Source organism: Streptomyces sp. NBC_01717 (assembly GCF_036248255.1).
Lineage (GTDB): Bacteria > Actinomycetota > Actinomycetes > Streptomycetales > Streptomycetaceae > Streptomyces.
On record NZ_CP109178.1, the window covers coordinates 3,341,643 to 3,364,325 of the forward strand.

Consider the following 22,683-nt stretch of genomic DNA (forward strand, 5'->3'; position numbering starts at 1 on the left):
TCCGGAGCGTGCTCGAAACTGCTCAGGCAGGCTGCTCAGGCAGTTGGGGAGGCTCTCGGAAGAAATGGTGGCCCCGGAAAGGGACACGAAGCAACGCGCCACATAGACGTCGATTGCAGACTTGAGGTTAACACTACCGGCTCCAACAAACATTCCCCCTCTCACTCACCGGCAATCACTTCTCGCTACGGGGCGAGCGGCAGCACACTCGCACCCGAGGCGTCGAGAGTGAGCCGGTTGGCCGCCCATCCCTCGCCCGCCAGCCGTGCGACCTTGTCGGCCGCACCGTCCTCGGCCAGCGCGAGCACGGTCGGCCCGGCACCGGAGATGACTGCAGGGACGCCGTCGGCGCGCAGTCGGTTCACAAGTTCCACGCTCTCGGCCATTGCGGGGGCGCGGTATTCCTGGTGCAGCCGGTCCTCGGTCGCGGCGAGCAGCAGCTCGGGGCGGCGGGTCACGGCTTCGACGAGGAGAGCCGCACGGCCGACGTTGAACGCGGCGTCGACGTGCGGGACGGTGCGCGGCAGCAGTCCGCGGGCGGTCTCGGTGAGCACCGGCTTGCCGGGGACGAAAACCACCGGAACGATGGAATCCGAGGGATCCATCCTGATCGCGCGAGCGGACCCGCCGTCCATCCAGGCCAGCGTGAAGCCGCCGAGCAGGCACGCCGCGACGTTGTCGGGGTGGCCCTCGATCTCGGTGGCGAGCTCCAGCAGCGCCGCGTCGTCGAGCCGGGCATCGCCACCGGTCGTCACAGCGCGGGCCGCGACGATACCGGCGCAGATGGCCGCGGAGGAGGAGCCGAGGCCACGTCCGTGCGGGATGCGGTTGGCGCAGACGATCTCCAGGCCGCGGGGCTGTCCACCGAGCAGGCCGAAGGCCGTACGCAGGGAGCGCACGAGGAGGTGACTCTCGTCGCGGGGCAGGGTGTCGGCACCCTCGCCGGCGATGTCGATGTGCAGACCGGAGTCCGCGACGCGGACGACGACGTCGTCGTACAGCCCCAGCGACAGGCCGAGGGCGTCAAAACCCGGGCCCAGGTTGGCGCTGGTAGCGGGGACGCGCACCCGGACGGCGGCGGCTCGGAAGGCGGGACCGGCCATCGCTTCGACGACTCTCCTTGTGAGGCAGTGGGGATTGTTGCGGCGGGGATTGTGGCGGTGGATATTTCGTAAGCCTGTGGAGAACCCGACGGCCACGAAGGCGGCACCGCGGCAATTGCGGCGGGGCGGGTTGACTACAGCTTATCGAAGGAAGGTTCTGTCGCGACATAGGGCGCACAGGAGGCGCACGATGCGTGTCGCACGCCTCCTATGCGCTCTCCGCCCCGAAAAGGGGCGGTTGAGCTGCTGATGTCCTTACTGCACGAGGCCCAGCTTCTCCGCGGCGGTGGCGGCGTCGACCGGTACGGTGACGGGCTGCGGGGCGCCCGCGACGGCCCAGTCGGGATCCTTCAGACCGTTGCCGGTGACCGTGCAGACGATCTTCTGGCCGGGGTCGACCTTGCCCTCTTCGGCGGCCTTGAGCAGACCGGCGACCGATGCGGCCGAGGCGGGCTCGACGAAGACGCCCTCCCGAGAGGCCAACAGACGGTAGGCGGACAGAATTTGACGGTCCGTCACCTCGTCGATGAAGCCGCCGGACGCGTCACGTGCGTCCAGCGCGTACTGCCAGGAGGCCGGGTTGCCGATCCGGATCGCGGTGGCGATGGTCGACGGGTCCTTGACGATCTCGCCACGGACGATGGGCGCGGAGCCCGAGGCCTGGAAACCCCACATACGGGGCTTGTGCGTCGACATGGCATCCGCGGCGTACTCCGTGTAGCCCTTCCAGTACGCGGTGATGTTGCCCGCGTTGCCGACCGGGAGGACATGGATGTCAGGGGCGTCGCCGAGCGCGTCGACGATCTCGAACGCCGCGGTCTTCTGACCCTCGATACGGACCGGATTGACCGAATTGACCAGCGCCACCGGGTAGTTGTCCGAGAGCGAGCGCGCCAGCGTCAGGCAGTCGTCGAAGTTGCCGTCGACCTGGAGGATCTTGGCGCCGTGGACGAGCGCCTGGCCCATCTTGCCGAGCGCGATCTTGCCCTGCGGTACGAGGACGGCGCAGACCATGCCCGCCCGCACCGCGTACGCGGCGGCGGAGGCGGACGTGTTGCCGGTGGACGCGCAGATGACGGCCTTGGCGCCCTCCTCCTTGGCCCGGGTGATCGCCATCGTCATACCGCGGTCCTTGAAGGACCCGGTGGGGTTGGCGCCCTCCACCTTGAGGTGCACCTCGCAGCCCGTGCGCTCGGAGAGGACCTGAGCGGGAACGAGCGGCGTGCCACCCTCACGAAGCGTGACGACCGGCGTCGTGCTCGTGACCGGAAGACGGTCCCGGTACTCCTCGATGATGCCGCGCCACTGGTGGGTGCCCTTGCTGGTCATGGGTCCTTACTCCCCTTCAACACGCATGATGCTGGCGACACCGCGCACGGTGTCGAGCTTGCGCAGCGCCTCGACGGTCGCCGAAAGGGCGGCGTCGGGCGCGCGGTGGGTGACGACGACGAGAGATGCCTCGCCGCCTCCGTCCTGGCGACCTTGCTGGCGGACCGTATCGATGGATACGCCCTGTTCGGCGAAGACCGTCGCGACCTGGGCGAGTACGCCAGGCTTGTCGGCCACGTCGAGACTGATGTGGTACCGCGTGACGACCTCACCCATGGGGCTGACCGGCAGGCGCGTGTACGCGGACTCACCGGGGCCGGTGGCCTCGTTGAGCTTGTTGCGGCAGACCGCGACCAGGTCGCCGAGGACCGCGGAGGCGGTCGGGGAACCGCCCGCGCCGGGGCCGTAGAACATCAGCTGCCCGGCGGCCTCCGCCTCGACGAAGACCGCGTTGTACGCCTCACGGACGGAGGCCAGCGGGTGGCTGAGCGGGATCATCGCCGGGTGCACGCGCGCGGTGACGGACCGGCCGTCGGCGGCGCGCTCGCAGATGGCGAGGAGTTTGACGGTGCAGCCCATGCGGCGGGCCGACGCGATGTCGGCAGCGGTGACCTCGGTGATGCCCTCGCGGTGAACCTCGCCGATCCTCACCCGGGTGTGGAAGGCGATGCCGGCGAGGATCGCGGCCTTGGCGGCGGCGTCGAAGCCCTCGACGTCGGCGGTCGGGTCGGCCTCGGCGTACCCGAGGGCGGTGGCCTCGTCGAGCGCCTCGGAGTAGCCGGCGCCGCTGGTGTCCATCTTGTCGAGGATGAAGTTGGTCGTGCCGTTGACGATGCCCAGCACCCGGTTGACCTTGTCACCGACGAGGGACTCGCGCAGCGGCCGCACGAGCGGAATGGCACCGGCCACGGCCGCTTCGTAATAGAGGTCCCGGCCGTACTGCTCGGCGGCGGCGTGCAGAGCGGCGCCGTCCTCGGCGAGCAGCGCCTTGTTGGCGGAGACGACACTCGCGCCGTGCTCGAAGGCGGTGGTGATGAGTGCGCGGGCCGGCTCGATGCCGCCGATGACCTCGATGACGACGTCGATGTCGCCCCGTTTGACCAGGGCGGTCGCATCGGTGGTGATCAGCGCGGGGTCGATCCCCTCCCGCGCCTTCGAGGGACGGCGGACGGCGACACCGGCGAGCTCGATGGGCGCGCCGATGCGCGCGGCGAGGTCGTCGGCGTGCGTCGTCATGATGCGAGCCACCTCTGAGCCGACCACTCCACAGCCCAGCAGCGCCACCTTCAGCGGACGCGTACGCATCATCCGACCTCGTTTCTCATACATGCTCACGTGTGGACCAGTCTCACTCACCGGACGGGAGTTTCTGTCACCCGTCCGGATCCTGAGACATCTATTTCATCAGCCGACATCAAGACGCAGGAGATCTTCCTCCGTCTCGCGCCGGACGATCACCCGCGCCTCTCCGTCGCGCACGGCGACGACGGGCGGGCGCAGCGCGTGGTTGTAATTGCTCGCCATCGAGCGGCAGTAGGCGCCGGTGGCGGGCACGGCGATCAGATCGCCGGGCGCGAGGTCGGACGGCAGGAACGCGTCCTTGACCACGATGTCACCGCTCTCGCAGTGCTTGCCGACGACACGTACGAGCATCGGTTCGGCGTCGGAGCGGCGCGAGACGAGCGCGACGCTGTACTCGGCGTCGTACAGCGCGGTGCGGATGTTGTCCGACATGCCGCCGTCGACACTGACGTACGTACGCAGTCCTTCGAGGTGCTTGATGGTGCCGACCTCGTACAGCGTGAACGCGGTGGGTCCGACGATGGCGCGCCCGGGCTCGACCGAGATCCGCGGGGTGGCGAGGCCGGCCGCCTCGCACTCGCGGGTCACGATGTCGCCGAGCGCCTTGGCGATCTCGTGCGGCTCGCGCGGATCGTCGTCGGAGGTGTACGCGATGCCCAGACCACCGCCGAGGTCGATCTCCGGCAGCTCGACACCGTGCTCGTCGCGCACCTCGGCGAGGAGCTGGACCACGCGGCGGGCGGAGACCTCGAAGCCGGCCATGTCGAAGATCTGCGAGCCGATGTGCGAGTGGATGCCGATGAGCTCGATCCCGTCGAGCGTGAGCGCCCGGCGCACTGCCTCGGCGGCCTGTCCCCCGGCCAGCGCGATGCCGAACTTCTGGTCCTCGTGGGCGGTGGCGATGAATTCGTGGGTGTGCGCCTCGACGCCGACCGTCACCCGGATCTGGACACGCTGGCGCTTGCCGAGCCGCTGCGCGATGTGCGACACGCGGACGATCTCCTGGAACGAGTCGAGCACGATCCGCCCGACGCCGACCTGGACGGCCCGCTCGATCTCGGCGACGGTCTTGTTGTTGCCGTGGAAGGCGATGCGCTCGGCGGGCATTCCGGCGTCGAGCGCCGTGGTCAGCTCGCCGCCGGAGCAGACGTCGAGGTTGAGCCCCTCCTCCTTGAGCCACCGCACGACGGCCCGCGACAGGAACGCCTTGCCGGCGTAGAAGACATCGGCGCCCGGTCCGAACGCGTCGGCCCAGGCACGGCAGCGGGCGCGGAAGTCGCTCTCGTCGAGGAAGTAGGCGGGCGTGCCGAATTCCTCGGCCAGCCGGGTCACTTCGATCCCGCCGACGGTCACGGCGCCGTCGTCGTTGCGGGAGACGGTGCGGGCCCAGACCTTCTCGTCGAGGACGTTCAGGTCGGCGGGCGGGGCTGCGTAATGCCCCTCGGTCAGGACGTCGGCGTGACGGGGACCGGCGGGGTGTGCGGATCGGCTCATGGTGTTGCTCTGTTCTCTCGGATCTCTCAGAGGTGTTCGGGTGCGCTGATACCGAGCAGGGACAGGCCGCCGGCCAGCACCGTCCCGGCGGCTTCGGCGACGGCCAGCCGGGAGCGGTGGGCGGCCGAGGGTTTCTCGTCGCCGACGGGCAGCGGGGACGCGGAGTCCTGGAAGTCGAAGAAGGCGTGCGCGACGTCTTCGAGATGCCGGGCGAGCCGGTCGGGCGCGCGGTGGCGGGCGGCGGCGGCGAGGGCCTCGGGGTAGTCGGCCAGCGCGCGCAGCAGTGCGGGTGCGTCGACATCCTCGTCGTACGAGCTGTCGAATCCGAGGAGCGCGGCGCCGCGGGTGAGCGCGCGGGCCCGGGAGTGGGCGTAGCGGACGAGGAACAGCGGGTTTCCGGCGCTCTGTACGAGCAGCTCGTCGCCGAGCGGGGCCCGGTCGTGTCCGGCCGGCCGCAGCAGCCCCCACCGGACGGCATCGGGCCCGAGCCGCTCCAGCAGTTCGCTCGCTGCGGCACCGGCGGGAAGAGGCCGGACGACGGTGGGCGACGCAGCCGGCTCCCCCGGAGCGTCGATGTCGACCCCGAGCCGTGCCCAGTCGGGGTCTGGCGACACGTCGCAGCCGGTGCGCACCAGCGCGTCCTGGGTGCGGGCGATGGTGCGCAGCGCGTGGGCGGTGACCGCGGCCCGGACCTCGCGGGCATGGCTCAACTGCAGGATGTCCCCGGCGAGCGCGTCCCCGTGCCCGTACCGGGCCCCTCGCGCCAGCACATCGTGTACGAGTGCGTCGCGCACCCGGGCATCCGCCGACGCGTCGAGCGTGAAGTTCAGGAATCCGGGCCCGGTGACCTCGACCCGCCCGATCCCGGGTGCTCCGGCGACCCGGTCCCGCAGGATCTCGGCGACCTCCCGGGCCGGCCGCGCGGCGGCCCCGGCCAGCTGGAGCGCGACGGCGCAGGCGTAGTCCCCGCTACCGCCGGGCCGTGTCCGCTCCACTCGCACGCGCGCGGGCACGGGCGCGCGCAAGGCCTCCTCGTCGACCGCGCGACGCACGGCGCGCAGCACGGTCCTGGAGAGCTCGGCGGGGGTCACGGGACAAGCGTATGGGAGGGAGGGGGGCGCTCCGCGACCCGGTTTCGCCATGCGGTCAGCCCGCTGCGCTCTCGGCCTTCCCGGCGCTTTGTCTGCCGTCGAGCGACGGCGGGTCCTCCCTGTTCGCCAACTGCCTTACGAGGCGTACCAGCTCGCTCGGCTCGAACGGCTTCGCCAGGAACGCGTCGACGCCCGCGGCGACACCGTTGTCAACCTCGTACTGCGTACAGGCGCTGACGATGGCGACGGGCAGATGTCTGGTCCGCGGATCGGAGCGCAGGCGAGTGGCGGTCTGCAGACCGTCGAGCCGGGGCATGACGACATCGAGGGTGATCACATCGGGGCAGACCCGATGCACCAGGTCCAGGCACTCGACACCATCGGCCGCGGTCACGACCTCGAAGCCCTCAAGCTCGAGATTGACCCTGATCAACTGCCGGATGACCTTGTTGTCGTCAACAACAAGCACGCGGCCACACGCCCCTGACACACTCCGAGAGTAGGCGGGGCGTAGGGGCTGCGTCCGGGTTTTGCCCATTTCCGGCCCCGGACGGGTGGCGGCCGAGTGGCGCACGGACAGCCCGGCGGACGATACGGCGGGGGCCTGGCGGCCGACGTGACGCGGACGGTGACCGCGTGGAAATACCTGTTCACAGACACCTCGCGGAAGCTGGTAGTGTTTCACCCGTCGCAGAGCAACACAGCGACACGCCCCCGTAGCTCAGGGGATAGAGCATCGGCCTCCGGAGCCGGGTGCGCAGGTTCGAATCCTGCCGGGGGCACTTCCGCCGGACCAGCGCGATCAAGCCGCTGAACAGGCGAAGTGCCAGACTTCAAGAGCCGGACCCAGTCTCACTGGGTCCGGCTCTTTGTCGTTGTCCGCCACTGATCGCGAGTGAGTGGCGAGTGGGTTTTCATGACCGCCGAGCGCTCACTGGCCGGTCCCCTCACCCCACCCCATGGACTTCTCGATCGTGGTGCGAACGGCCTGGCCTCCTGCCGCACCCGCCAGTAGCTGGTGGAGCCGAGGACTCCCCCACGCTCGTTGGCAAAGAGCCGACCGTCCTCGGCCGTGCCGAGCTGGAACAGGTCATCGAGCCCCCGACCACCCTCGTGGTCATCCAGCGGCCGGCCGACTCATCGTTCTACCGGAGCTGCTACCCGCTACCAGTGCCTAAGCGAAGGGGAGAAATCCTCGTCTGCGTTGTCAGACATCTCTGTTAGCTTCATGCGGCTCGTGTGATCCACGAGCTCAAGCACTTACAGGGGTGGGACATTGACCAGGTTCGGAAAGACGGTCAGATACAGACGGATGGTGGTGGGGAGCTGCGCGGCGGCGCTGCTCGCCACGTCTGCCGGTACGGCGTATGCGGTGGACAACCTGCCGCCGAAGCAGCCGCTGATCCAGGACCTCCAGTCGGAGGGCAAAGCCTGCGCCACCGGCGACGACACGCCATACGTCCCGGGTTCACCCAGGCTCAGTGCCATGCTGTACGACCCGGAGGAGGACAACCAGCCCTCCGAATCCAGCCCGGTCAAGGGCGAGTTCGAAGCCTGGTGGACGGACGCAGCAGGAGTTGAGCAGCGTCGTACCTACACCACCATCACCTTGTCGTCGGGGGCGCGCTTCTACTGGACGATGCCGGGCGACATCCCGGCGAACACGGTCGTGTCCTGGCACGTCCGCGCGAACGACGGCGAGGCGACCTCCGCATGGAGCGACGAGGGCGACGGCTCGGTCTGTTCCTTCGTGTACGACGACGTGAATCCTGAGAAGGCGACGATCAGCTCCCCCGAATACCCGAATCCGGAGGACGTGTTCTGGGTGGACGGGGTGGGCGTCTACGGCCACTTCACCATGGACTCGCCCTCGGACGACGTGGTGGCGTACACGTACGGCTTCCTGGGCGGCCCGTACGGGACCGTCTCCGCCGAGCGGCCGGGCGCAGCTGTGACCGTTCCGTACCTGCCGCTCACTGCAGGTCCCAAGCAGTTGACGGTCCGCGCGCTCGACCGGGCGGGCCGAAGCAGCGGTAGTTCGTCGTACGACTTCAACGTGCAGAACGGGCGTGCCCCTGTCGCCCGCTGGAAGCTGGACGACCCGGCGGGCTCCCGCACGGCCTCTGCCGAGACGGGCACCGTCGCCCGTGCCGGCACTGGCGTGACCTTCGGCGGCCCGGCGCCTGCGGGCACCGGAACCACCGCCACAGTCGGCCTCGACGGCAGCGGCCACGGCTTCCTCACCACGGACGCCCCGGCCACCGACATCCGCAAGACCTTCGCCGTCAGCGCCTGGGCGCGGCCCGCCGAAACCGGCCGGAACATGACCGTCGCCAGCCAGGACGCGGACGGGCAACCCGGCTTCGGCCTCGGGCTGCGCAGCCAGGACCCCGGCCCTGTCTGGTCGTTCGCGATCGGGGGCGCACGGGTGTCCGGTGGTACGCCCGAGACCGGCGAGTGGGCCCACCTGCTGGGGCTTTACGACGCGGAGACAGGTCGCGCGCAGTTGTACGTCAACGGCCAGGAGGTCGGCACCGCGGCAGAGGCGACTCCCGCCGAGACGGCCGGCGCGTTCCAGATCGGACGCGCCCGTGGGACTACCGGCTACCGCGACCGGTGGCACGGTGACATCGGCGACGTACGGGTCCACGACCGGGTCGTGGTACCGGGCGAGGTATCCGAACTGGCACTGCGCAAGCCGAAGCTGCTCGGTCACTGGTCGATGGACGACGCGACGGACGGCGCGAGTCCCGAGCAGTCGGACCGCGCGCCGCTGCGGCTCGGCACGGGAGCCTCGATCTACCGGGGCTCCGACAACTCCTGCATCCCGGAGATCGACCCCGACTGCACCTACGTGCCGCCGCCGCTCGTCGGCGACGGGCATCTGCGCCTGGACGGCGAGACCGGGTACGCCGCTGCCGACGGGCCGGTCGTGGACACCGGCGACAGCTTCACCCTCGGCATCGTCGTGCGCCTCGCGGACTCCGTGCCGGCCCACCCGATGACCGTGCTCTCGCAGGCCGGCGAGCACACCGACGCGTTCAAGGTGCGCTACGAGCCGTCCACGCACACCTGGCAACTCGTGATGCCGGAGAAGGACGAGGTCGGATCTCCCGAGAAGGTGGTGTCCCGGATCGCGGGCGCGGACGGCGGCGAGGGCCAGGGTCATCGTCTCGCCGTGATCTACGACGACGGGACCGACACGATCAAGCTCTACCTCGACGGCTACACCAACGCTGAAGCGACCGCGCGCCTCCCCAACGGCTGGCACAGCACCGGTGACCTCCAGATCGGCCGGGCCAAAGCCGGTGACGGATGGGTCGAGTACCTCCAAGGCGATGTGGACGAAGTGCAGGCCTACTCCGGTGCGCTGCGGGACAGGGACGTATCCAGCCTGGGCTGGGGTACGAATCCCTGCCTGTGCTGATCCGTCCGTTCTGATCCGTCCGTTCTGAATCCAGAGGTCGGAGCCCCGACGGCCCGACAGCTTGCGCGCGGAAACGACGATGGACCCGGACGGTGTGTCCGGGTCCATCGTCGTTGCAGCTCAGCCTTTGTCGTTGTGTGTCACTGATCGCGAGTGAGTGGCGAATCAATTTTCACGCGTGGTCACAGCTCACTCCCAGTTCCCTAGCCCCACCCCATGGCTTGCTCGATCTTCCGGTTGTTCAGCACCTCGTGTCCGTCGATGCAGCCCGCGTACCGGCGGTGCACCACCTCCGGCGAGTTCCCGGCGCGGCGGGACACCTCCGCGACAGGGACGCCCGCGTTCAGCCAGTTCGTGATGCAGATGTGCCGCAGGTCGTAGGGCCGGTGGGCGAGCGAGGAATCGGTCTTGTCCGGCGGCAGCGCGTAGGGACGGGCTTCCTGCCATACCCGCCAGTAGCTGGTGGAGCCGAGGACTCCCCCACGCTCGTTGGCGAAGAGCCGACCATCCTTGGCCGTGCCGAACTCTTCGATGTGGGCGCGAAGCATGGCGACCAGCACGGGCGGGATCGGCACGGGGCGGTCGGTGTTCGCCTCGCGTGATTTAAGGCCACGCCGGTCGTGCCGGAGACCGGAGTCCGTCCACTTCGTTCCGACCACCGGGCGTGTCTCGCGAAGAGTCAGGGTGCCCCACCCCTTTTCGGGGAGGTAGCAGTCCTTCTTCCGAAGCCCTACCGCTTCGGCCGGCCGAAGCGCGGCGTAGAGCTGGACAGCGAAGAATCCGACCAACCTACGGCCGCGATTGCGGTGAACGCTCCCCATGAAGTTCCCCCGCTGAGCTGGACAGCCTGATACTGGGACGGAAGGTCCCGGAGAAAGCAGTTCCAGGTAGTGAGCAAGAAGAGCAACATGAGTAAGCGGTACACGGCCGAGTTCAAGCGCGACGCGGTCGCGTTGGTGCACTCGTCAGAGAAGACGGTCACCGAGGTTGCCCGGGAGATCGGCGTCAGCGCCGAGGGACTGCGCAACTGGGTAAAGCAGGACCAGGCCGACCGCGGGCATGGGCCTGCGGGCGCCCTGACCAGCGACGAGAAAGAAGAGCTGAGGCGTCTGCGGCGGGAGAACCGGGAACAGCAGCAGACCATCGAGGTCCTGAAAAAAGCCGCGGCCTTCTTCGCGCGGGAGTCGACGAAATAGCCGTGCGCTACGCGTTCATCGATGCGGAGAAGGCTACCGAGCACAACCCGGACGGCCACGGCGTCAGCCTGATGTGCAAGGTCTTGGGGGTGTCCCGCTCCGGCTACTACGCCTGGTGTGCCGCACGCCCGGCCGCCAAGGCGAGAGCGGGTGAGGAGACCGAGCTGGTCACGCAGATCCGGCAGCTCCACACGCAGTCCCGCCGTGCCTACGGCTCCCCGAGGATCACGGCCGCATTGCGTCGCGGGAGGGACGGCGGATCAACCGGAAGAGGGTCGAGCGGCTGATGCGCGAGCACGACATCCGAGGCATCACCCGCCGCAAACGCCGCAGCCTGACCCGCCCGGACAAGAAAGCGGCCTTCTCCCCCGACCTGATCGGACGGGATTTCACCGCCGTCGAGCCCGGCACCAAACTGGTCTCCGACATCACCTATCTGCCCACTCTGGCCGGCTGGTGGTATCTCGCCACCGTCATCGACCTGGCCACTCGCGAGGTGATCGGCTATGCGATGGCCGGCCACCACCGCGCCGAGCTGGTCGTCGACGCGCTGAAAATGGCCGCCGGCCGCGGGCTGCTCAGGCAGGGCTGCATCGCACACTCGGACCGCGGATCCGAGTACAGCTCTCGCGAATACCGCAGCCAGATACGGCAGTTGAACCTGCGGCAGAGCATGGGCAGAACAGGCTCCTGTTACGATAACGCCGCAGCCGAGAGCTTCTTCGGGCTGCTCAAAGCGGAGATCGGGACCATTGTCTGGAAGTCCCACGAGGCTGCCCGAGCCGACGTCTTCCGCTTCATCGAGGTCGAGTACAACCGCACCCGTCTGCGCAAGCACCCTGTCTACGGGTTCGTCACTCCGCTCGAAACAAGGGCACTGACGACACGAGGTCTCGCCCCCGCAGCGTAAGCACCCGCTGTCCACGATCAAGCTCCGCTACGTCGTCGAGCAGACCTTCACCCTGCTCCACCAGTTCAAACGACTCGCCGTCCGCTGGGAACGCCGCACCGAACTCCACGACGCCTTCGTCTCCCTCGCCTGCAGCCTCATCTGCTGGCGCCGGCTCTAAGGATTGTCGTACTGGTGATACCTGCGTACGTGAATGCGAGCACGGCCCTCAAGGCCTCTCCGGCGGGTTGCGGCACCGGCCATCCGTCCCTGCGTCGCCGGTGGCCTACTCCCGGCAGGTGTCACTCGAATGGAGTAACCAAACGCGCCACCCACATGGGTGAAGATCAAGCTGAGTAGTGCCCCAACCGAGGCAATCCGTGAAAGGGAAACCACATGCGCATTCGACGAACTCTCGCCGCCGTCATCGCCACGGCAGCCCTCGCCGGACTCGGCCTCACAGGTGCCGCCACCGCCACGGCCGCCACCCACAACGCCACCGCCACCGCCCACACCGAAAGCCTCACCCCGGGTGAGTGCGTGGACGGCGGCGGAAAGGTGGTCGGGATGAAGTGCGTCGGCGGTACGGGCGACGGGCAGATGGTCGACTAACGCCCACTGGGCGCCCCGCAGCCACGCGCCGCGGGGCGCTCCCGCGCGAGCATGCTGCAACATCACGTTTACACCGAGATACGTACGCCACTAAGGGCGTGGCAACTGCGACGCACAACCGCGAACAACCGTGGACGTCAGCGGGCCATCAGCGCAGGTGACAGGTACAGCAGCCCAAGGACAGAGAGCGTCCCGAGTTGCTTCGGGAGGAAGAGGTCGTGAGCTAAGGGCCGTCGCGCTCGATCAGCGAGCCGTCAGAGCCCAAGCTGAATTCCCGTGGCGGACCCATGGCTTCCACGGCCCTTTGCAGCTCCACTTCCTGCTCTGCGGGGTCGGGGCCGTGCAGATATCGCACCTGGAAGCCGTGCAGTCGGATGTTGTCTGCGTCAACGTCGTCCGGCTGGGGGCGGCCCTCCTGGATGAAGCCGCAGAGAGCTCGCAGTGCGTCTTCGCCCAGTTCTAGGGGGTGGAACGGCAGCGGGTACGGCTCTTCGTCCTCGTCCGGCCAGGGGATGACGTCGGCTGGACGGTCTCCGGCCCAGTGGGGCAGTTCAAAGGGGAGTGGTTCGCCGATGTTCTCGATGATGCCGCTGTCCGGGGACAGGCTCAGGGAGCGGACAAGCTGGCCGTCTTCCCACACAGCAAACGCAAGCCAGTCGACGACGCTGTGCATGGCGTGCAGGATGAGCCGTCGGTCGGCGCTTGCCGCCACTAGGTGCTCCGGGAGTTGGGAGGGGGCGTCGATCATCACGCTCTGATCACCGATGACCTCAACGCCCGGCCAGCTGGCCGCGTACGCAGTGCCCTTTGGGGGGTACACACCGTCCCAGAGATTCGAGCCGTCGCACTCCTCGATCTCCCAGCCGGGATAAAGCCGCCGCATCATGGTGGCCGTCCGATCAAGGTCTGACGTACCCACGCGTCGCAGCAGCTCCGGCACGTCACCGTCGGCCTACACCAGCAGTCCCGTCTTGGCGCCCAAAGCCCCTCCTCAGACCGTTGCCCTTGTGGCGAACGCACCATAGCCGCACGCACCGACAACGGACGTCCGCTCAGCCCGCGTGCCCGGCTGGGCCGTCCCTGGGCAGTCCGAGGCCCCCGAGGCCACTCAACGACGACCGAGGATTTCCTGCGTGCCGCCGAGTGAGTGGCGAGTGAGTACGCATCCGGTCTGATCTCGGTTGGACGTTCTCCCAGCTCAGGCGGCCAGTCGGGGCAAATAGGCGCATGCCCTCCGGAGCCGGGTGCGCAGGTTCGAATCCTGCCGGGGGCACCGCATTCCGGACAGCGTGATCAAGCCGCTGACCAAATGAAGTGCCAAGTACAGAGGGTCGGAACCAGTCTCACTGGTCCGGCCCTTTGTCGTTGTGCGTCACTGATCGCGAGTGAGCGGCCAGTGGGCTTTCAGGGGTGGTCGCAGCTCACTCGCCTGTCTCCTCGCCCGGGCCCACGGACTGCTCGATCTTCTTGTCCGGCGGCAGCGCGCAGGGACGGCCGCCGGTAGCTCGTGGAGCCGAGCACTCCCCACGCTCGTCGGCGAAGAGCAGAGCTCGCACGTCTTCGCCTACTTGCCAGGACGCCGACGGATCGAGGGCGGCTTCGCTCGACTCTACTTCTGTGGCCGCAGGTCGACAGGGAGGGCGGGACGGCCGCCGCCGAAGGAACTACTGGCACGGTCGATCTCGCCGAAGAAGACCATGATGTCGTTCGGGTCCGTTCCTGCCGCCTGCAGGCGAGCCACGATCGCGGAGAGGAGCGAACGCTTCCTTTGTTCCCCGGTCCCTGACGAGAGCACGGCCTCGATCATCAGAACATGCTCACTGCGAGGCTTCAGCAGATCGGGATAGCGGGGGCTGATACGAAGGTCGGCTTCTTCCAAAGAGATGAATCTCTGAAAGTGATCGTCCTCCGGGTAACCGGCACTGACGCTTGCTTCATGGATGGCGGCGGATATCGCGTCCTTCTCTGCCATCGTCCTCCCGGAACGCATTGTGACGGTGAAAAGTGGCATAGAATTCCCTTGGATTACGTAAAATCTCCTATTGATTCCAATGAAATCGTACCGCGTCGACCGCGATTCCTTCGGGGCGTGGATGAGCGGCGGACCGGCTCGGTGGGTGCGAGTTGACGCCCATGCGCCGCTGACCAGGGTCAGGGCACAAATGCAAGACCGAAAGACCAGCCGAGACTTCGGGACGAAGCGGCTGATGGGTTTCGATCGGCAACCACGAGCAAGTCGCGAGTGAGCTGGCTGCCGGTCCGAGGGCTCCCCCTCCCCGGGGCCGGGTGCACAGGTTCGAATCCTGTCGGGGCACTTCCGATAGACCTCCGACCAGTGGATCGCCGAGCAGCGGGTCTTTTCCATGCCATTTTCCTGCCGTTGGATCCGCGGACGGCGGCCATTGCACGTGCAAGCAGGCTCTCTGATCAGGCATGACGCCGGATCGGAGGGCCTGTTGTCGGATACGGGCCGGGCACCGGGTTCCCTCGAGTGGTTCGGTGTGTCGACGACGGCCTTCCGCTTCGTCGCATCCACCACCGCGCATCGGCGGTGGAGTGCTGGGTATCGGGTTCGGAGAGACGATGGAGGGGCCGCAGCGAGGCGAAGGGAGCAGTACGGGCTCGGCCGGACGGAACTGCCGCCGTGGAGGCGAGCGGAAGGGGTGCCCGGGGATGAGTACGACCGATGCGTTCCTGGCAGGCCTGGGCCTGCCAGGTGCGGCATCCGCGCCGAGCGGGCTACTGGATCTGCTGAGCCTGGCTGCGGTCGTACTCGATGACAGCGGACGGATCGTCTTCTGGAGCCCGCAGGCGGAGGAGCTGTTCGGCTATACCGCCGAGGAGGCGCTGGGGACGTTCGCGGGCCGGCTGCTGGTGGATGAACAGCACCTGGAAACGGTGATCGAGCTGTTCGCCCGGGTGATGCAGAGCGGGCAGCGCTGGTCGGGGAGTTTCCCGGTCCTGCACCGGGACGGCAGCACCCGGCTGGTGGAATTCCGCAACATGAGGCTGCAGGACGACCACGGCGGCTACTACGCGCTGGGTATTGCCACGGACCAGGCGACGCTGCAGCGCGTGGAGCGGGATCTGGCGCTGTCCATACGTCTAGTCTCCCAGTCCCCGATCGGCCTGGGGGTCATGAACACCGAACTGCGGTACGTGCTGGTCAACCCGGTGCTGGCACGCGTCGACGGCCTGCCCGCCGACGAGCAGGTCGGGCGCGCCGTCAGCGAGGCACTGCCCTTCGCGAACGAGGATTCCATCGAGTCGGACATGCGCCGGGTCCTGGCCACCGGCACACCGCTGCTGGACCGGTTCGTCGTCGGCCGCACCCCGGACGACACCGATCAGGACCATGCCTGGTCGGTGTCCTTCTACCGGCTGGAGGACCCTGGCGGGCAGGTACTCGGACTCGCCACCTCGGTGGTGGACGTCACCGAGCAGCACCGGGCGGCTGCCGACGCCGCCCGGGCGCGGCACCGGCTGGCTCTGGTCGCCGACGCGTCGGTGCGGGTCGGGACCACCCTCGACCTGCAACAGACCGCCCGGGAGCTGGCCGAGGTCTGTGTGCCACAGGTGGCCGACGTGGCCACGGTGGATGTGCTGGACAGCATCCTGCACGGCCACCGCAGCAGCGGAGAGGCGGTAGACGCGGCACGGTTCAGGGCGCTGGCGGTGGTGTCGGCCCACCCCACCGTGGCTACTCGCGCCGTCGATCCCACCGGCGACTACGCCCAGTACGACGCCAGCCGTCTGATCACCCAGTGCGTCAACACCCGCCGGCCCGTCCTCAAGACCGATGTGACCGGCCAGGATCTGCGCCGCGTCGCCCGGGACGACGAATGCGCGGCGCTGCTGGCCGCAGCCGGAGTGCACTCCTACCTCGCGGTCCCGCTGATCGCCCGTGGCGAGGTGATCGGCGCCGTGGGCCTCATGCGCGCCGACAACCCGAGGCCCTTCGACAAGGACGATGTCGTCCTGGCCGGGGAGCTGGCTGCCCGCGCGGCGGTATGCATCGACAACGCACGTCTGTTCCAGAGCCAGCGGCACGCCGCCCTGACCCTCCAGCGCAGCCTGCTGCCTCAACGGCCGGCCGACCAGCTGGGTCTGAAGATCTCCACCCGCTACCAGCCCGCCGGCGCCACCAGTGAGATCGGCGGCGACTGGTTCGACGTCATCCCCCTGGCCGACGACAAGACCGCCCTGGTCATCGGCGATGTCATGGGCAGCGGCATCGACGCCGCCGCCACCATGGGCCAGCTGCGCACCGCCACCCGCACGCTGACACAGCTCGACCTCGATCCCGCCGACGTGCTGCACAATCTCGACCGGGCCACCGCCGGCATCGAACACACCATCGCCACCTGCGCCTACGCCGTGTTCAACCCCCACGAAGGCACATGCGACATCTCGCTGGCCGGGCACCTGCCGCCGGTCCTCATGCGACCGGGCCGCACCCCCGAACTGCTCGACCTGCCCACCGGCGCTCCGCTCGGCGTGGGCGGGGTCCCCTTCAGTACCACCCGCCTCGGTCTCGCCCCCGGTGACCAGCTGGTCCTGTACACGGATGGCCTGGTCGAAACCCGCGACCAGGCCATCGACGATCGGCTGGATCTCCTGCTGTCCCTGCTCGCGGGTCCGCACCGCGATCTTGAGGAGACCTGTGACCTGCTCCTGCGGGCGCTGCGCCGGCCCGGCGACCACGATGACGTGGCCCTGCTCATCGCCCGGCTGCCCGCCGCGGAGCCCGGAGACCCTCAGCCCACCGGCAGCCCCGGCGCCGGGTAGGCGTCCATCAGGTTCTTCACGTCGGCGCGCACCTTGGTGACCGTCGCCTCGTCGTCCGTACGCGCCGCCTCCACCACCCGGGCGATCCACTCCGCGACCGTGCCCATCTCGGATACGGGGATTCCGCGTGAGGTCAGGGCCGGGGTGCCGATGCGGATGCCGGACGGGTCGAAGGGCTTGCGGGGGTCGTAGGGGACCGTGTTGTAGTTGACCACGATGCCCGCCCGGTCCAGGGCCTTCGCCGCGATCTTGCCGGGCACGTCCTTGCCGGTGAGGTCGATCAGCAGAAGGTGGTTGTCCGTGCCGCCGGAGACCAGGTCGAAGCCCCGGGACGCCAGCTCCTCGCCGAGGGCGCGGGCGTTGGCGACCACCTGGTGGGCGTAGGCGCTGAAGTCGTCGGTTGCGGCTTCCTTGAGTGCTACCGCGATCGCTGCCGTCGTCTGGTTGTGCGGGCCGCCCTGGAGGCCGGGGAAAACGGCCCGGTCGATGGCACGGGCGTGTTCCGCCCGGCTCAGCAGCATCGCGCCGCGCGGGCCGCGCAGGGTCTTGTGGGTGGTGGTGGAGACCACGTCGGCGTGCGGGGCGGGTGAGGGGTGGGCGCCGCCCGCGATCAGGCCGGCGATGTGGGCGATGTCGGCGACCAGGACCGCGCCGACCTCGTGGGCGATCTCGGCGAAGCCGGCGAAATCGATCGTCCGGGGCACGGCGGTGCCGCCGCAGAAGATCACCTTGGGACGCTCGGCGCGGGCCAGGTCGCGGACCTCGTCCAGGTCGATCCGGCCGGAGTCGCGCCGGACGCCGTACTGCACCCCGCGGAACCAGGTCCCGGTCGCCGAGACTCCCCAGCCGTGCGTCAGGTGACCACCCATCGGCAGCGACATGCCGAGCACGGTGTCACCGGGCTCGAGGAACGCCAGGTACACGGCGAGGTTGGCGGGCGAGCCGGAGTACGGCTGCACATTGGCGTGGTCCATGCGGAAGAGGGACGTGGCCCGTTCGACGGCCACCGTCTCCACCTGGTCGATGATCTGCTGGCCCTCGTAGTACCGCTTGCCGGGGTAGCCCTCGGAGTATTTGTTCTGGAGGACCGTGCCGGAGGCCTCCAGCACCGCTGCGGAGACGTAGTTCTCACTGGGGATCAGGCGCAGGGTGTCGGCCTGCAGCTGCTCCTCCGCACTGACGAGGGCAGCGAGCTCCGGGTCGGTGGCGGTAAGGGCGGGGCGGCGGTTCTCGGGTGTCGTCACAGGGTCCTCCCGGGTCTGGCGCATTGCTGCGGCGTGGACCCGGATGCCCAGGCGGACGGCTCTCCGGCGGTAACGCCCCCGGGCAGGCCCGGAGTGTGCCGCTTCCTCGTGGTCGATTCCACGGAGCACCCCTGCCGGAGTGCGCGCCAGTCGCGGCGCCTCGAAGTTTACCGGCGGAGGACGGATTCGGGGCGGATGCCGGGCGGATCCTGGGCGAATACGCCCGATTGACACTGTTCGTGGCGGCGAGGATGGTGGTGAAGCCGGGCGCGGTCAGGGGTGCCGTGCCCAACGGTTGGGGGGCCGGGATGAGTTGGGACGATCAGGTTTTCCGACCGGGCTCGGCTCCTCCCGTACCGCCACCGCCTTCCCGTCCGCCCACCGTGGGGCCACCGCCACCGGGCGCCGCGCTGCGTGCCGTGGCCGCCGGGCTGCTCAATCTCACCGGTCTCGGGCTCGGCTACGCCCTGACGGGGCGGTGGTTCAGAGCCGTTCTGTGCTGGGTGGCGACGGGTGTGCTGCTGCTCGTGGCGCTGCCCGCCGACCCCGACGGCGTGGCCGCGGGTCCGGTCGTCGGGTACGTGCTCGTGCTGGTGGCTGCCGCCGTGGACGGGGCGCGGATCGCGCGGCGTACCGCTATCGGCGGGTCGTGGCGGCCGGTGGTGGCGGCCGGGGTCGGGCTGGTGCTGCTGGCGGCGCCGGCGGGCGGCGTGGTGTTCTACGGCTCCGCGCGGGACGAGGCCGTCGAGCAGATGCTGCTCGACCGGCTGGGCGAGAGTGACCGGACCGTGCGGGCCGCCTCGGGCCGGACCTTCGATGCCGCCCGGGCCGACTACCGTTCCGCCCTTGCCGTCTATCGCGATCTCGGTGAGGAGCATGCGGGGTCGAGGGCGGGGAAGCTCGTACCGGAGCGGCTGAAGGAGTACTACGAGGCGGTCGCCGCTCCGTACCGGCGGGGCAGGCATTGCGAGGCCGTCGCGCCGCTGACGCATCTGCGAACCGTGCCCGAGTCGATCGACCCGAAGCTGCTGGGCGACCTCGCCGGCTGGCCCGACGGTCCGCTGGCCACCTCGCTGTACGCGTGCGGGGTGTCGAGGCTGGGTGACTCGACGGTGGGGTCGCCGGGTGGCGAGCTGGCCGAGCTGCTGCGTACGTTCCCCGGTTCGGCGCAGGCCGGGAAGGTGGGTCCGGCTGTCTCCAAGAAGATCTCGGAGCAGGCCCGGGCGGTGAGCGGGAGCAGTCCCTGCTCGGCCACCGCGACGCTGCGGGGGCTCCGGGCGAGCGTGGCGTCGATGCCGGAGAAGTCGGTCTCCGCCCGGGCCGGGGAGGCCGACCGGGGGATCGAGAACGGCGCGTACGCCTGCGGGGTGGACCAGTTCAGGAAGAAGCAGTTCACCGAGGCGCGCAAGACCCTGACGGAGTTCGCCACCACTTACGGGAAGGACGGACGCAGGGCTCGGGCACGGGACATCGCCATCGCCGCGGAGATTGCCGCCGACCGGCCGGCGGCGGGCAAGCGGCTGCCGCCGGCCGGACGTCCGGGCGGCTCCCGGATGGAACTCGTCATCAGCAACGACGCCCCGAGCGGTGTCGAGATCCTCTACACCGGCCCGGTCACCGGCCGCGTCACGCTCAAGGCGTGCGGCAGTTGCAAGCGGTACGGGACGGAGGTGTCCGGGTCGATGCTCGCCTGCAAGGCCGGCGGCAGGAGCTATCCGAAGGCGCGGTTGCAGCTTCCGGCGGGCGAGTACCACTTCCTGTACAAGCACGGCACGGGCGTGAGCGCGAACGTGGACAGCTATTCGTCCGGGTCGCGCATCAAGCCCGGCTACACGTACACGAGTTGTACGTACGTCGTCGAGAGCCCGTACGGGCTCGGCCTGCCCTCACCCTCCGATCCGATCAGCTTCTCCCCCGCGTCCTCTTCTCGGTGAACCGGGTGCCGATACCGGGACGGTCGGATCCGGACAGGTGCATTCCTTCTCTTATCGACTTGAACTGCCTGTTCCGCAGCGCCTCTTGGCAGTTTCTTGGCGAACGCATGCCCCTTACGTAAAGGGTTCCTCGCCAGAGTGACGGATTACATGTGCACATCATCCGGCACATGCTCCACACGCGAAGAACCACATCGCAGGGGGTTACATGAGAATCAGCCGCGCCAGACGCCGCGCCGGGCTGAGCATGGCAGCGACACTGCCGCTGCTCGCCGGTGCACTCGCCCTCGGCATACCGTCCGCCAGTGCGGACTCCGCGCCCGGCGGGCGCGACGCACTGCAGGGCACCAAGCCGGCCTGGGCGACCGCCCAGGCCGACCAGGGTGCCACGGCCGACAGCGGCAAGGTGAGTGTCCGGGTCCATCTCGCCGGGCGGGACGCGAAGGGGCTGGCCGCCTACGCCGCCGCCGTGTCCGACCCGCACTCCTCCTCGTACGGGAAGTATCTGAGCGCCGAGGAGGCGCAGGCCCGGTTCGGGGCGACCCAGCAGCAGATCGACCAGGTCAGCCAGTGGCTGAAGTCGAACGGCCTGACCGTCACCGGTGCCAACCAGCACTACGTCTCCGCCACCGGCGATGTCGCCGCGGCCGAGAAGACGTTCAGCACCCAGCTGCGCAACTACCGCAAGGGCGGCCGGACCTATCGCGCCCCGTCCGCGACGGCCTCCGTGCCGGCCGGGCTGAGCGACTCGGTCCTGGCGGTCTCCGGTCTGGACAACGCGCCGCACAAGTCGAGCCACGACGAGACGCTGCCGCCGCCGGACGCGGTGTTCCGCAACGCGGGCCCCTTCTCCTCCTACTACGGCTCGAAGACCGCGGGGTCGCTGCCGAGCGCCTACGGGGCCAAGGTGCCGTACGCGGTCAAGGGCTACACGGGCAAGCAGCTGCGTGCCGCGTACGGTGCGGGCAGCTGGACCGGCAAGGGCGTGACCGTCGCGATCACCGACGCGTACGCCTCGCCGACCATCGCGAAGGACGCCTCCGAATACGCCAGGCGCAACGGCGACGCCCCGTACCGCAGCGGCCAGCTCCGCCAGGTGCTGCCGGCCGACTACACGAAGACCGAGGAGTGCGGGGCGTCCGGCTGGTACGGCGAGGAGACCCTCGACGTCGAGGCCGTGCACGCGGTCGCGCCCGCCGCGGACATCGTGTACGTGGGCGGCGCCTCCTGCTACGACGCCGACCTGCTGGACTCGCTCAACAAGATCGTCGACCACCGGCTGGCCGACATCGTCTCCAACTCCTGGGGCGATGTCGAGGCCAACGAGACCCCGGACGTCGCGGCCGCGTACGACCAGGTGTTCAAGATGGGCGCGGTCGAGGGCATCGGCTTCTACTTCTCCTCCGGTGACGCGGGCGACAACGTCGCGTCCACCGGCACGAAGCAGGTCGACGTCCCGTCCAACTCCGCCTGGGTGACGTCGGTCGGCGGCACCTCGCTGGCCGTCGGCAAGCACGACGCCTACCAGTGGGAGACCGGCTGGGGCACGCTGAAGGCTTCTCTCGCGGACGACGGCAAGAGCTGGACCGGCTTCCCCGGCGCCTACACCTCGGGCGCGGGCGGTGGCACCAGCTCGACCGTGAAGCAGCCGTCGTACCAGCGTGGAGTCGTCCCGGACGCGCTCGCGCAGGCGAACGGCAAGCGCCGGATGCGTACCGCCCCGGACATCGCGGCGGTCGCCGACCCGAACACCGGCTTCCTGGTCGGTCAGACCCAGACGCTGCCCGACGGCTCGCTCGGCTACGACGAGTACCGCATCGGCGGTACGTCACTGGCGGCCCCGGTCATCGCGGGCGTCCAGGCCCTCGCGCAGCAGGCCCAGCACGGCCGGCCGCTCGGCTTCGCCAACCCGGCGATCTATGCCCGGTACGGCTCGACGAAGTACCACGACGTCACCGACCACCCGCTGGGCGCAGGCCGTGACCTCGCGGTGGCCCGGGTCGACTTCACCAACGGCTTCGACGCGGCCGACGGCCTGCTGACGTCGGTGCGGAGCCTCGGCAAGGACGCCTCGCTCAAGGCGGTCAAGGGGTACGACGACGTGACGGGTGTCGGGACTCCGGCGGCCGGCTACATCAACTCGTACCGCTGACACCGACGCACGGGATCGACGCGTAGGACTGCCCCGGGGCTTCGGCCCCGGGGCAGCAGTATGTGCAGGCCGACCTCGGCAGATGCACTCCGGCACGGAGGTCATGATCACGCCGCTGAGCT

18 protein-coding genes, 1 tRNA gene and 1 pseudogene are annotated in these 22,683 nt (G+C 69.2%); 9 read left to right on the forward strand and 11 right to left on the reverse strand.

Translation table 11 applies throughout. From position 1 onward, the window contains the following. Positions 1 to 185: 185 nt before the first annotated feature. The 6 genes from thrB to OHB49_RS15030 form a co-directional block, all read right to left on the reverse strand. Complete coding sequence (thrB, locus tag OHB49_RS15005) at positions 186 to 1,103, reverse strand: homoserine kinase (RefSeq protein ID WP_329160802.1); 918 nt, start codon at positions 1,101 to 1,103, stop codon at positions 186 to 188. A 255-nt stretch (positions 1,104 to 1,358) separates the two neighbouring features. After that, entirely contained in the window at positions 1,359 to 2,432 is a 1,074-nt protein-coding gene (thrC, locus tag OHB49_RS15010) for a threonine synthase (protein WP_329160804.1), read from the reverse strand. Positions 2,433 to 2,438: 6 nt separating this feature from the next. After that, entirely contained in the window at positions 2,439 to 3,737 is a 1,299-nt protein-coding gene (locus tag OHB49_RS15015; RefSeq protein WP_326608591.1) for a homoserine dehydrogenase, read from the reverse strand. 99 nt (positions 3,738 to 3,836) lie between these two features. After that, entirely contained in the window at positions 3,837 to 5,228 is a 1,392-nt protein-coding gene (gene lysA, locus OHB49_RS15020) for a diaminopimelate decarboxylase (RefSeq protein WP_329160806.1), read from the reverse strand. Between the two features lie 26 nt (positions 5,229 to 5,254). Next, a complete protein-coding gene (nrtL, locus tag OHB49_RS15025; protein ID WP_329160808.1) occupies positions 5,255 to 6,319 on the reverse strand; it encodes an ArgS-related anticodon-binding protein NrtL in 1,065 nt (354 codons plus the stop codon). 55 nt (positions 6,320 to 6,374) lie between these two features. Continuing rightward, positions 6,375 to 6,857 carry a response regulator gene (locus OHB49_RS15030; protein ID WP_078852688.1) on the reverse strand — a complete coding sequence of 161 codons (483 nt, stop codon included), beginning with the start codon at positions 6,855 to 6,857 and terminating at the stop codon, positions 6,375 to 6,377. A gap of 172 nt (positions 6,858 to 7,029) precedes the next feature. Between OHB49_RS15030 and OHB49_RS15035 the strand changes: the two genes are divergently transcribed. Then, positions 7,030 to 7,101: transfer RNA gene (locus OHB49_RS15035), tRNA-Arg, on the forward strand. Between the two features lie 530 nt (positions 7,102 to 7,631). Continuing rightward, entirely contained in the window at positions 7,632 to 9,746 is a 2,115-nt protein-coding gene (locus OHB49_RS15040) for a LamG domain-containing protein (protein ID WP_329166480.1), read from the forward strand. Positions 9,747 to 9,949: 203 nt separating this feature from the next. On the opposite strand, the pseudogene OHB49_RS15045 reads toward OHB49_RS15040, so the two are convergent. Beyond that, a pseudogene (locus OHB49_RS15045) lies at positions 9,950 to 10,573 on the reverse strand (tyrosine-type recombinase/integrase); the annotation flags it as partial. An 81-nt stretch (positions 10,574 to 10,654) separates the two neighbouring features. Between OHB49_RS15045 and OHB49_RS15050 the strand changes: the two are divergent. From OHB49_RS15050 to OHB49_RS15070, 4 genes are all read left to right on the forward strand, one after another. After that, positions 10,655 to 10,942 (forward strand): transposase, encoded by a 288-nt coding sequence (locus tag OHB49_RS15050; RefSeq protein ID WP_329160809.1) that lies wholly within the window; start codon positions 10,655 to 10,657, stop codon positions 10,940 to 10,942. 2 nt (positions 10,943 to 10,944) lie between these two features. Continuing rightward, entirely contained in the window at positions 10,945 to 11,229 is a 285-nt protein-coding gene (locus OHB49_RS15055) for an IS3 family transposase (RefSeq protein WP_329160810.1), read from the forward strand. Beyond that, positions 11,226 to 11,852, forward strand: a complete 627-nt coding sequence (locus OHB49_RS15060) for an IS3 family transposase (RefSeq protein WP_329166483.1) — start codon at positions 11,226 to 11,228, stop codon at positions 11,850 to 11,852. Before OHB49_RS15055 ends, OHB49_RS15060 begins: the two co-directional genes overlap by 4 nt. A gap of 375 nt (positions 11,853 to 12,227) precedes the next feature. Continuing rightward, complete coding sequence (locus OHB49_RS15070) at positions 12,228 to 12,443, forward strand: hypothetical protein (protein ID WP_267008500.1); 216 nt, start codon at positions 12,228 to 12,230, stop codon at positions 12,441 to 12,443. A gap of 223 nt (positions 12,444 to 12,666) precedes the next feature. On the opposite strand, the gene OHB49_RS15075 is transcribed toward OHB49_RS15070, so the two are convergent. From OHB49_RS15075 to OHB49_RS15085, 3 genes are all read right to left on the reverse strand, one after another. Continuing rightward, on the reverse strand, positions 12,667 to 13,383 hold the full coding sequence (locus OHB49_RS15075) for a DUF6928 family protein (protein WP_329160812.1): 717 nt from the start codon (positions 13,381 to 13,383) through the stop codon (positions 12,667 to 12,669). 481 nt (positions 13,384 to 13,864) lie between these two features. Continuing rightward, positions 13,865 to 13,999 (reverse strand): hypothetical protein, encoded by a 135-nt coding sequence (locus OHB49_RS15080; protein WP_329160814.1) that lies wholly within the window; start codon positions 13,997 to 13,999, stop codon positions 13,865 to 13,867. A gap of 53 nt (positions 14,000 to 14,052) precedes the next feature. Next, positions 14,053 to 14,415 carry a tautomerase family protein gene (locus tag OHB49_RS15085; RefSeq protein WP_329160816.1) on the reverse strand — a complete coding sequence of 121 codons (363 nt, stop codon included), beginning with the start codon at positions 14,413 to 14,415 and terminating at the stop codon, positions 14,053 to 14,055. A gap of 701 nt (positions 14,416 to 15,116) precedes the next feature. On the opposite strand from OHB49_RS15085, the gene OHB49_RS15090 reads away from it, so the two are divergent. Then, positions 15,117 to 17,231: a SpoIIE family protein phosphatase gene (locus OHB49_RS15090; protein ID WP_329160817.1), complete on the forward strand. Its 2,115-nt coding sequence runs from the start codon at positions 15,117 to 15,119 to the stop codon at positions 17,229 to 17,231. Here the strand turns inward: OHB49_RS15090 and glyA are convergent. Continuing rightward, entirely contained in the window at positions 17,201 to 18,499 is a 1,299-nt protein-coding gene (gene glyA, locus OHB49_RS15095; protein WP_443079525.1) for a serine hydroxymethyltransferase, read from the reverse strand. The genes OHB49_RS15090 and glyA overlap by 31 nt on opposite strands. Before the next feature lie 284 nt (positions 18,500 to 18,783). Here glyA and OHB49_RS15100 point away from each other — a divergent pair, with 284 nt between their 5' ends. Together OHB49_RS15100 and OHB49_RS15105 are read left to right on the forward strand one after the other, a co-directional pair. Further along, positions 18,784 to 20,409, forward strand: a complete 1,626-nt coding sequence (locus OHB49_RS15100) for a hypothetical protein (RefSeq protein ID WP_329160819.1) — start codon at positions 18,784 to 18,786, stop codon at positions 20,407 to 20,409. Positions 20,410 to 20,617: 208 nt separating this feature from the next. Then, complete coding sequence (locus tag OHB49_RS15105) at positions 20,618 to 22,561, forward strand: S53 family peptidase (protein WP_329160820.1); 1,944 nt, start codon at positions 20,618 to 20,620, stop codon at positions 22,559 to 22,561. Positions 22,562 to 22,683 lie beyond the last annotated feature (122 nt).

What these genes read in the sequence shown, in the direction of transcription:
- thrB (WP_329160802.1), bottom strand. Translation starts at nt 1,103, where the DNA reads ATGGCCGGTCCCGCCTTCCGAGCCGCCGCCGTCCGGGTGCGCGTCCCC.
- thrC (WP_329160804.1), bottom strand. Translation starts at nt 2,432, where the DNA reads ATGACCAGCAAGGGCACCCACCAGTGGCGCGGCATCATCGAGGAGTAC.
- OHB49_RS15015 (WP_326608591.1), bottom strand. Translation starts at nt 3,737, where the DNA reads ATGCGTACGCGTCCGCTGAAGGTGGCGCTGCTGGGCTGTGGAGTGGTC.
- lysA (WP_329160806.1), bottom strand. Translation starts at nt 5,228, where the DNA reads ATGAGCCGATCCGCACACCCCGCCGGTCCCCGTCACGCCGACGTCCTG.
- OHB49_RS15030 (WP_078852688.1), bottom strand. Translation starts at nt 6,857, where the DNA reads ATGGGCAAAACCCGGACGCAGCCCCTACGCCCCGCCTACTCTCGGAGT.
- OHB49_RS15040 (WP_329166480.1), top strand. Translation starts at nt 7,632, where the DNA reads ATGGTGGTGGGGAGCTGCGCGGCGGCGCTGCTCGCCACGTCTGCCGGT.
- OHB49_RS15050 (WP_329160809.1), top strand. Translation starts at nt 10,655, where the DNA reads ATGAGTAAGCGGTACACGGCCGAGTTCAAGCGCGACGCGGTCGCGTTG.
- OHB49_RS15070 (WP_267008500.1), top strand. Translation starts at nt 12,228, where the DNA reads ATGCGCATTCGACGAACTCTCGCCGCCGTCATCGCCACGGCAGCCCTC.
- OHB49_RS15085 (WP_329160816.1), bottom strand. Translation starts at nt 14,415, where the DNA reads ATGGCAGAGAAGGACGCGATATCCGCCGCCATCCATGAAGCAAGCGTC.
- OHB49_RS15090 (WP_329160817.1), top strand. Translation starts at nt 15,117, where the DNA reads ATGAGTACGACCGATGCGTTCCTGGCAGGCCTGGGCCTGCCAGGTGCG.
- glyA (WP_443079525.1), bottom strand. Translation starts at nt 18,499, where the DNA reads ATGCGCCAGACCCGGGAGGACCCTGTGACGACACCCGAGAACCGCCGC.
- OHB49_RS15100 (WP_329160819.1), top strand. Translation starts at nt 18,784, where the DNA reads ATGAGTTGGGACGATCAGGTTTTCCGACCGGGCTCGGCTCCTCCCGTA.
- OHB49_RS15105 (WP_329160820.1), top strand. Translation starts at nt 20,618, where the DNA reads ATGAGAATCAGCCGCGCCAGACGCCGCGCCGGGCTGAGCATGGCAGCG.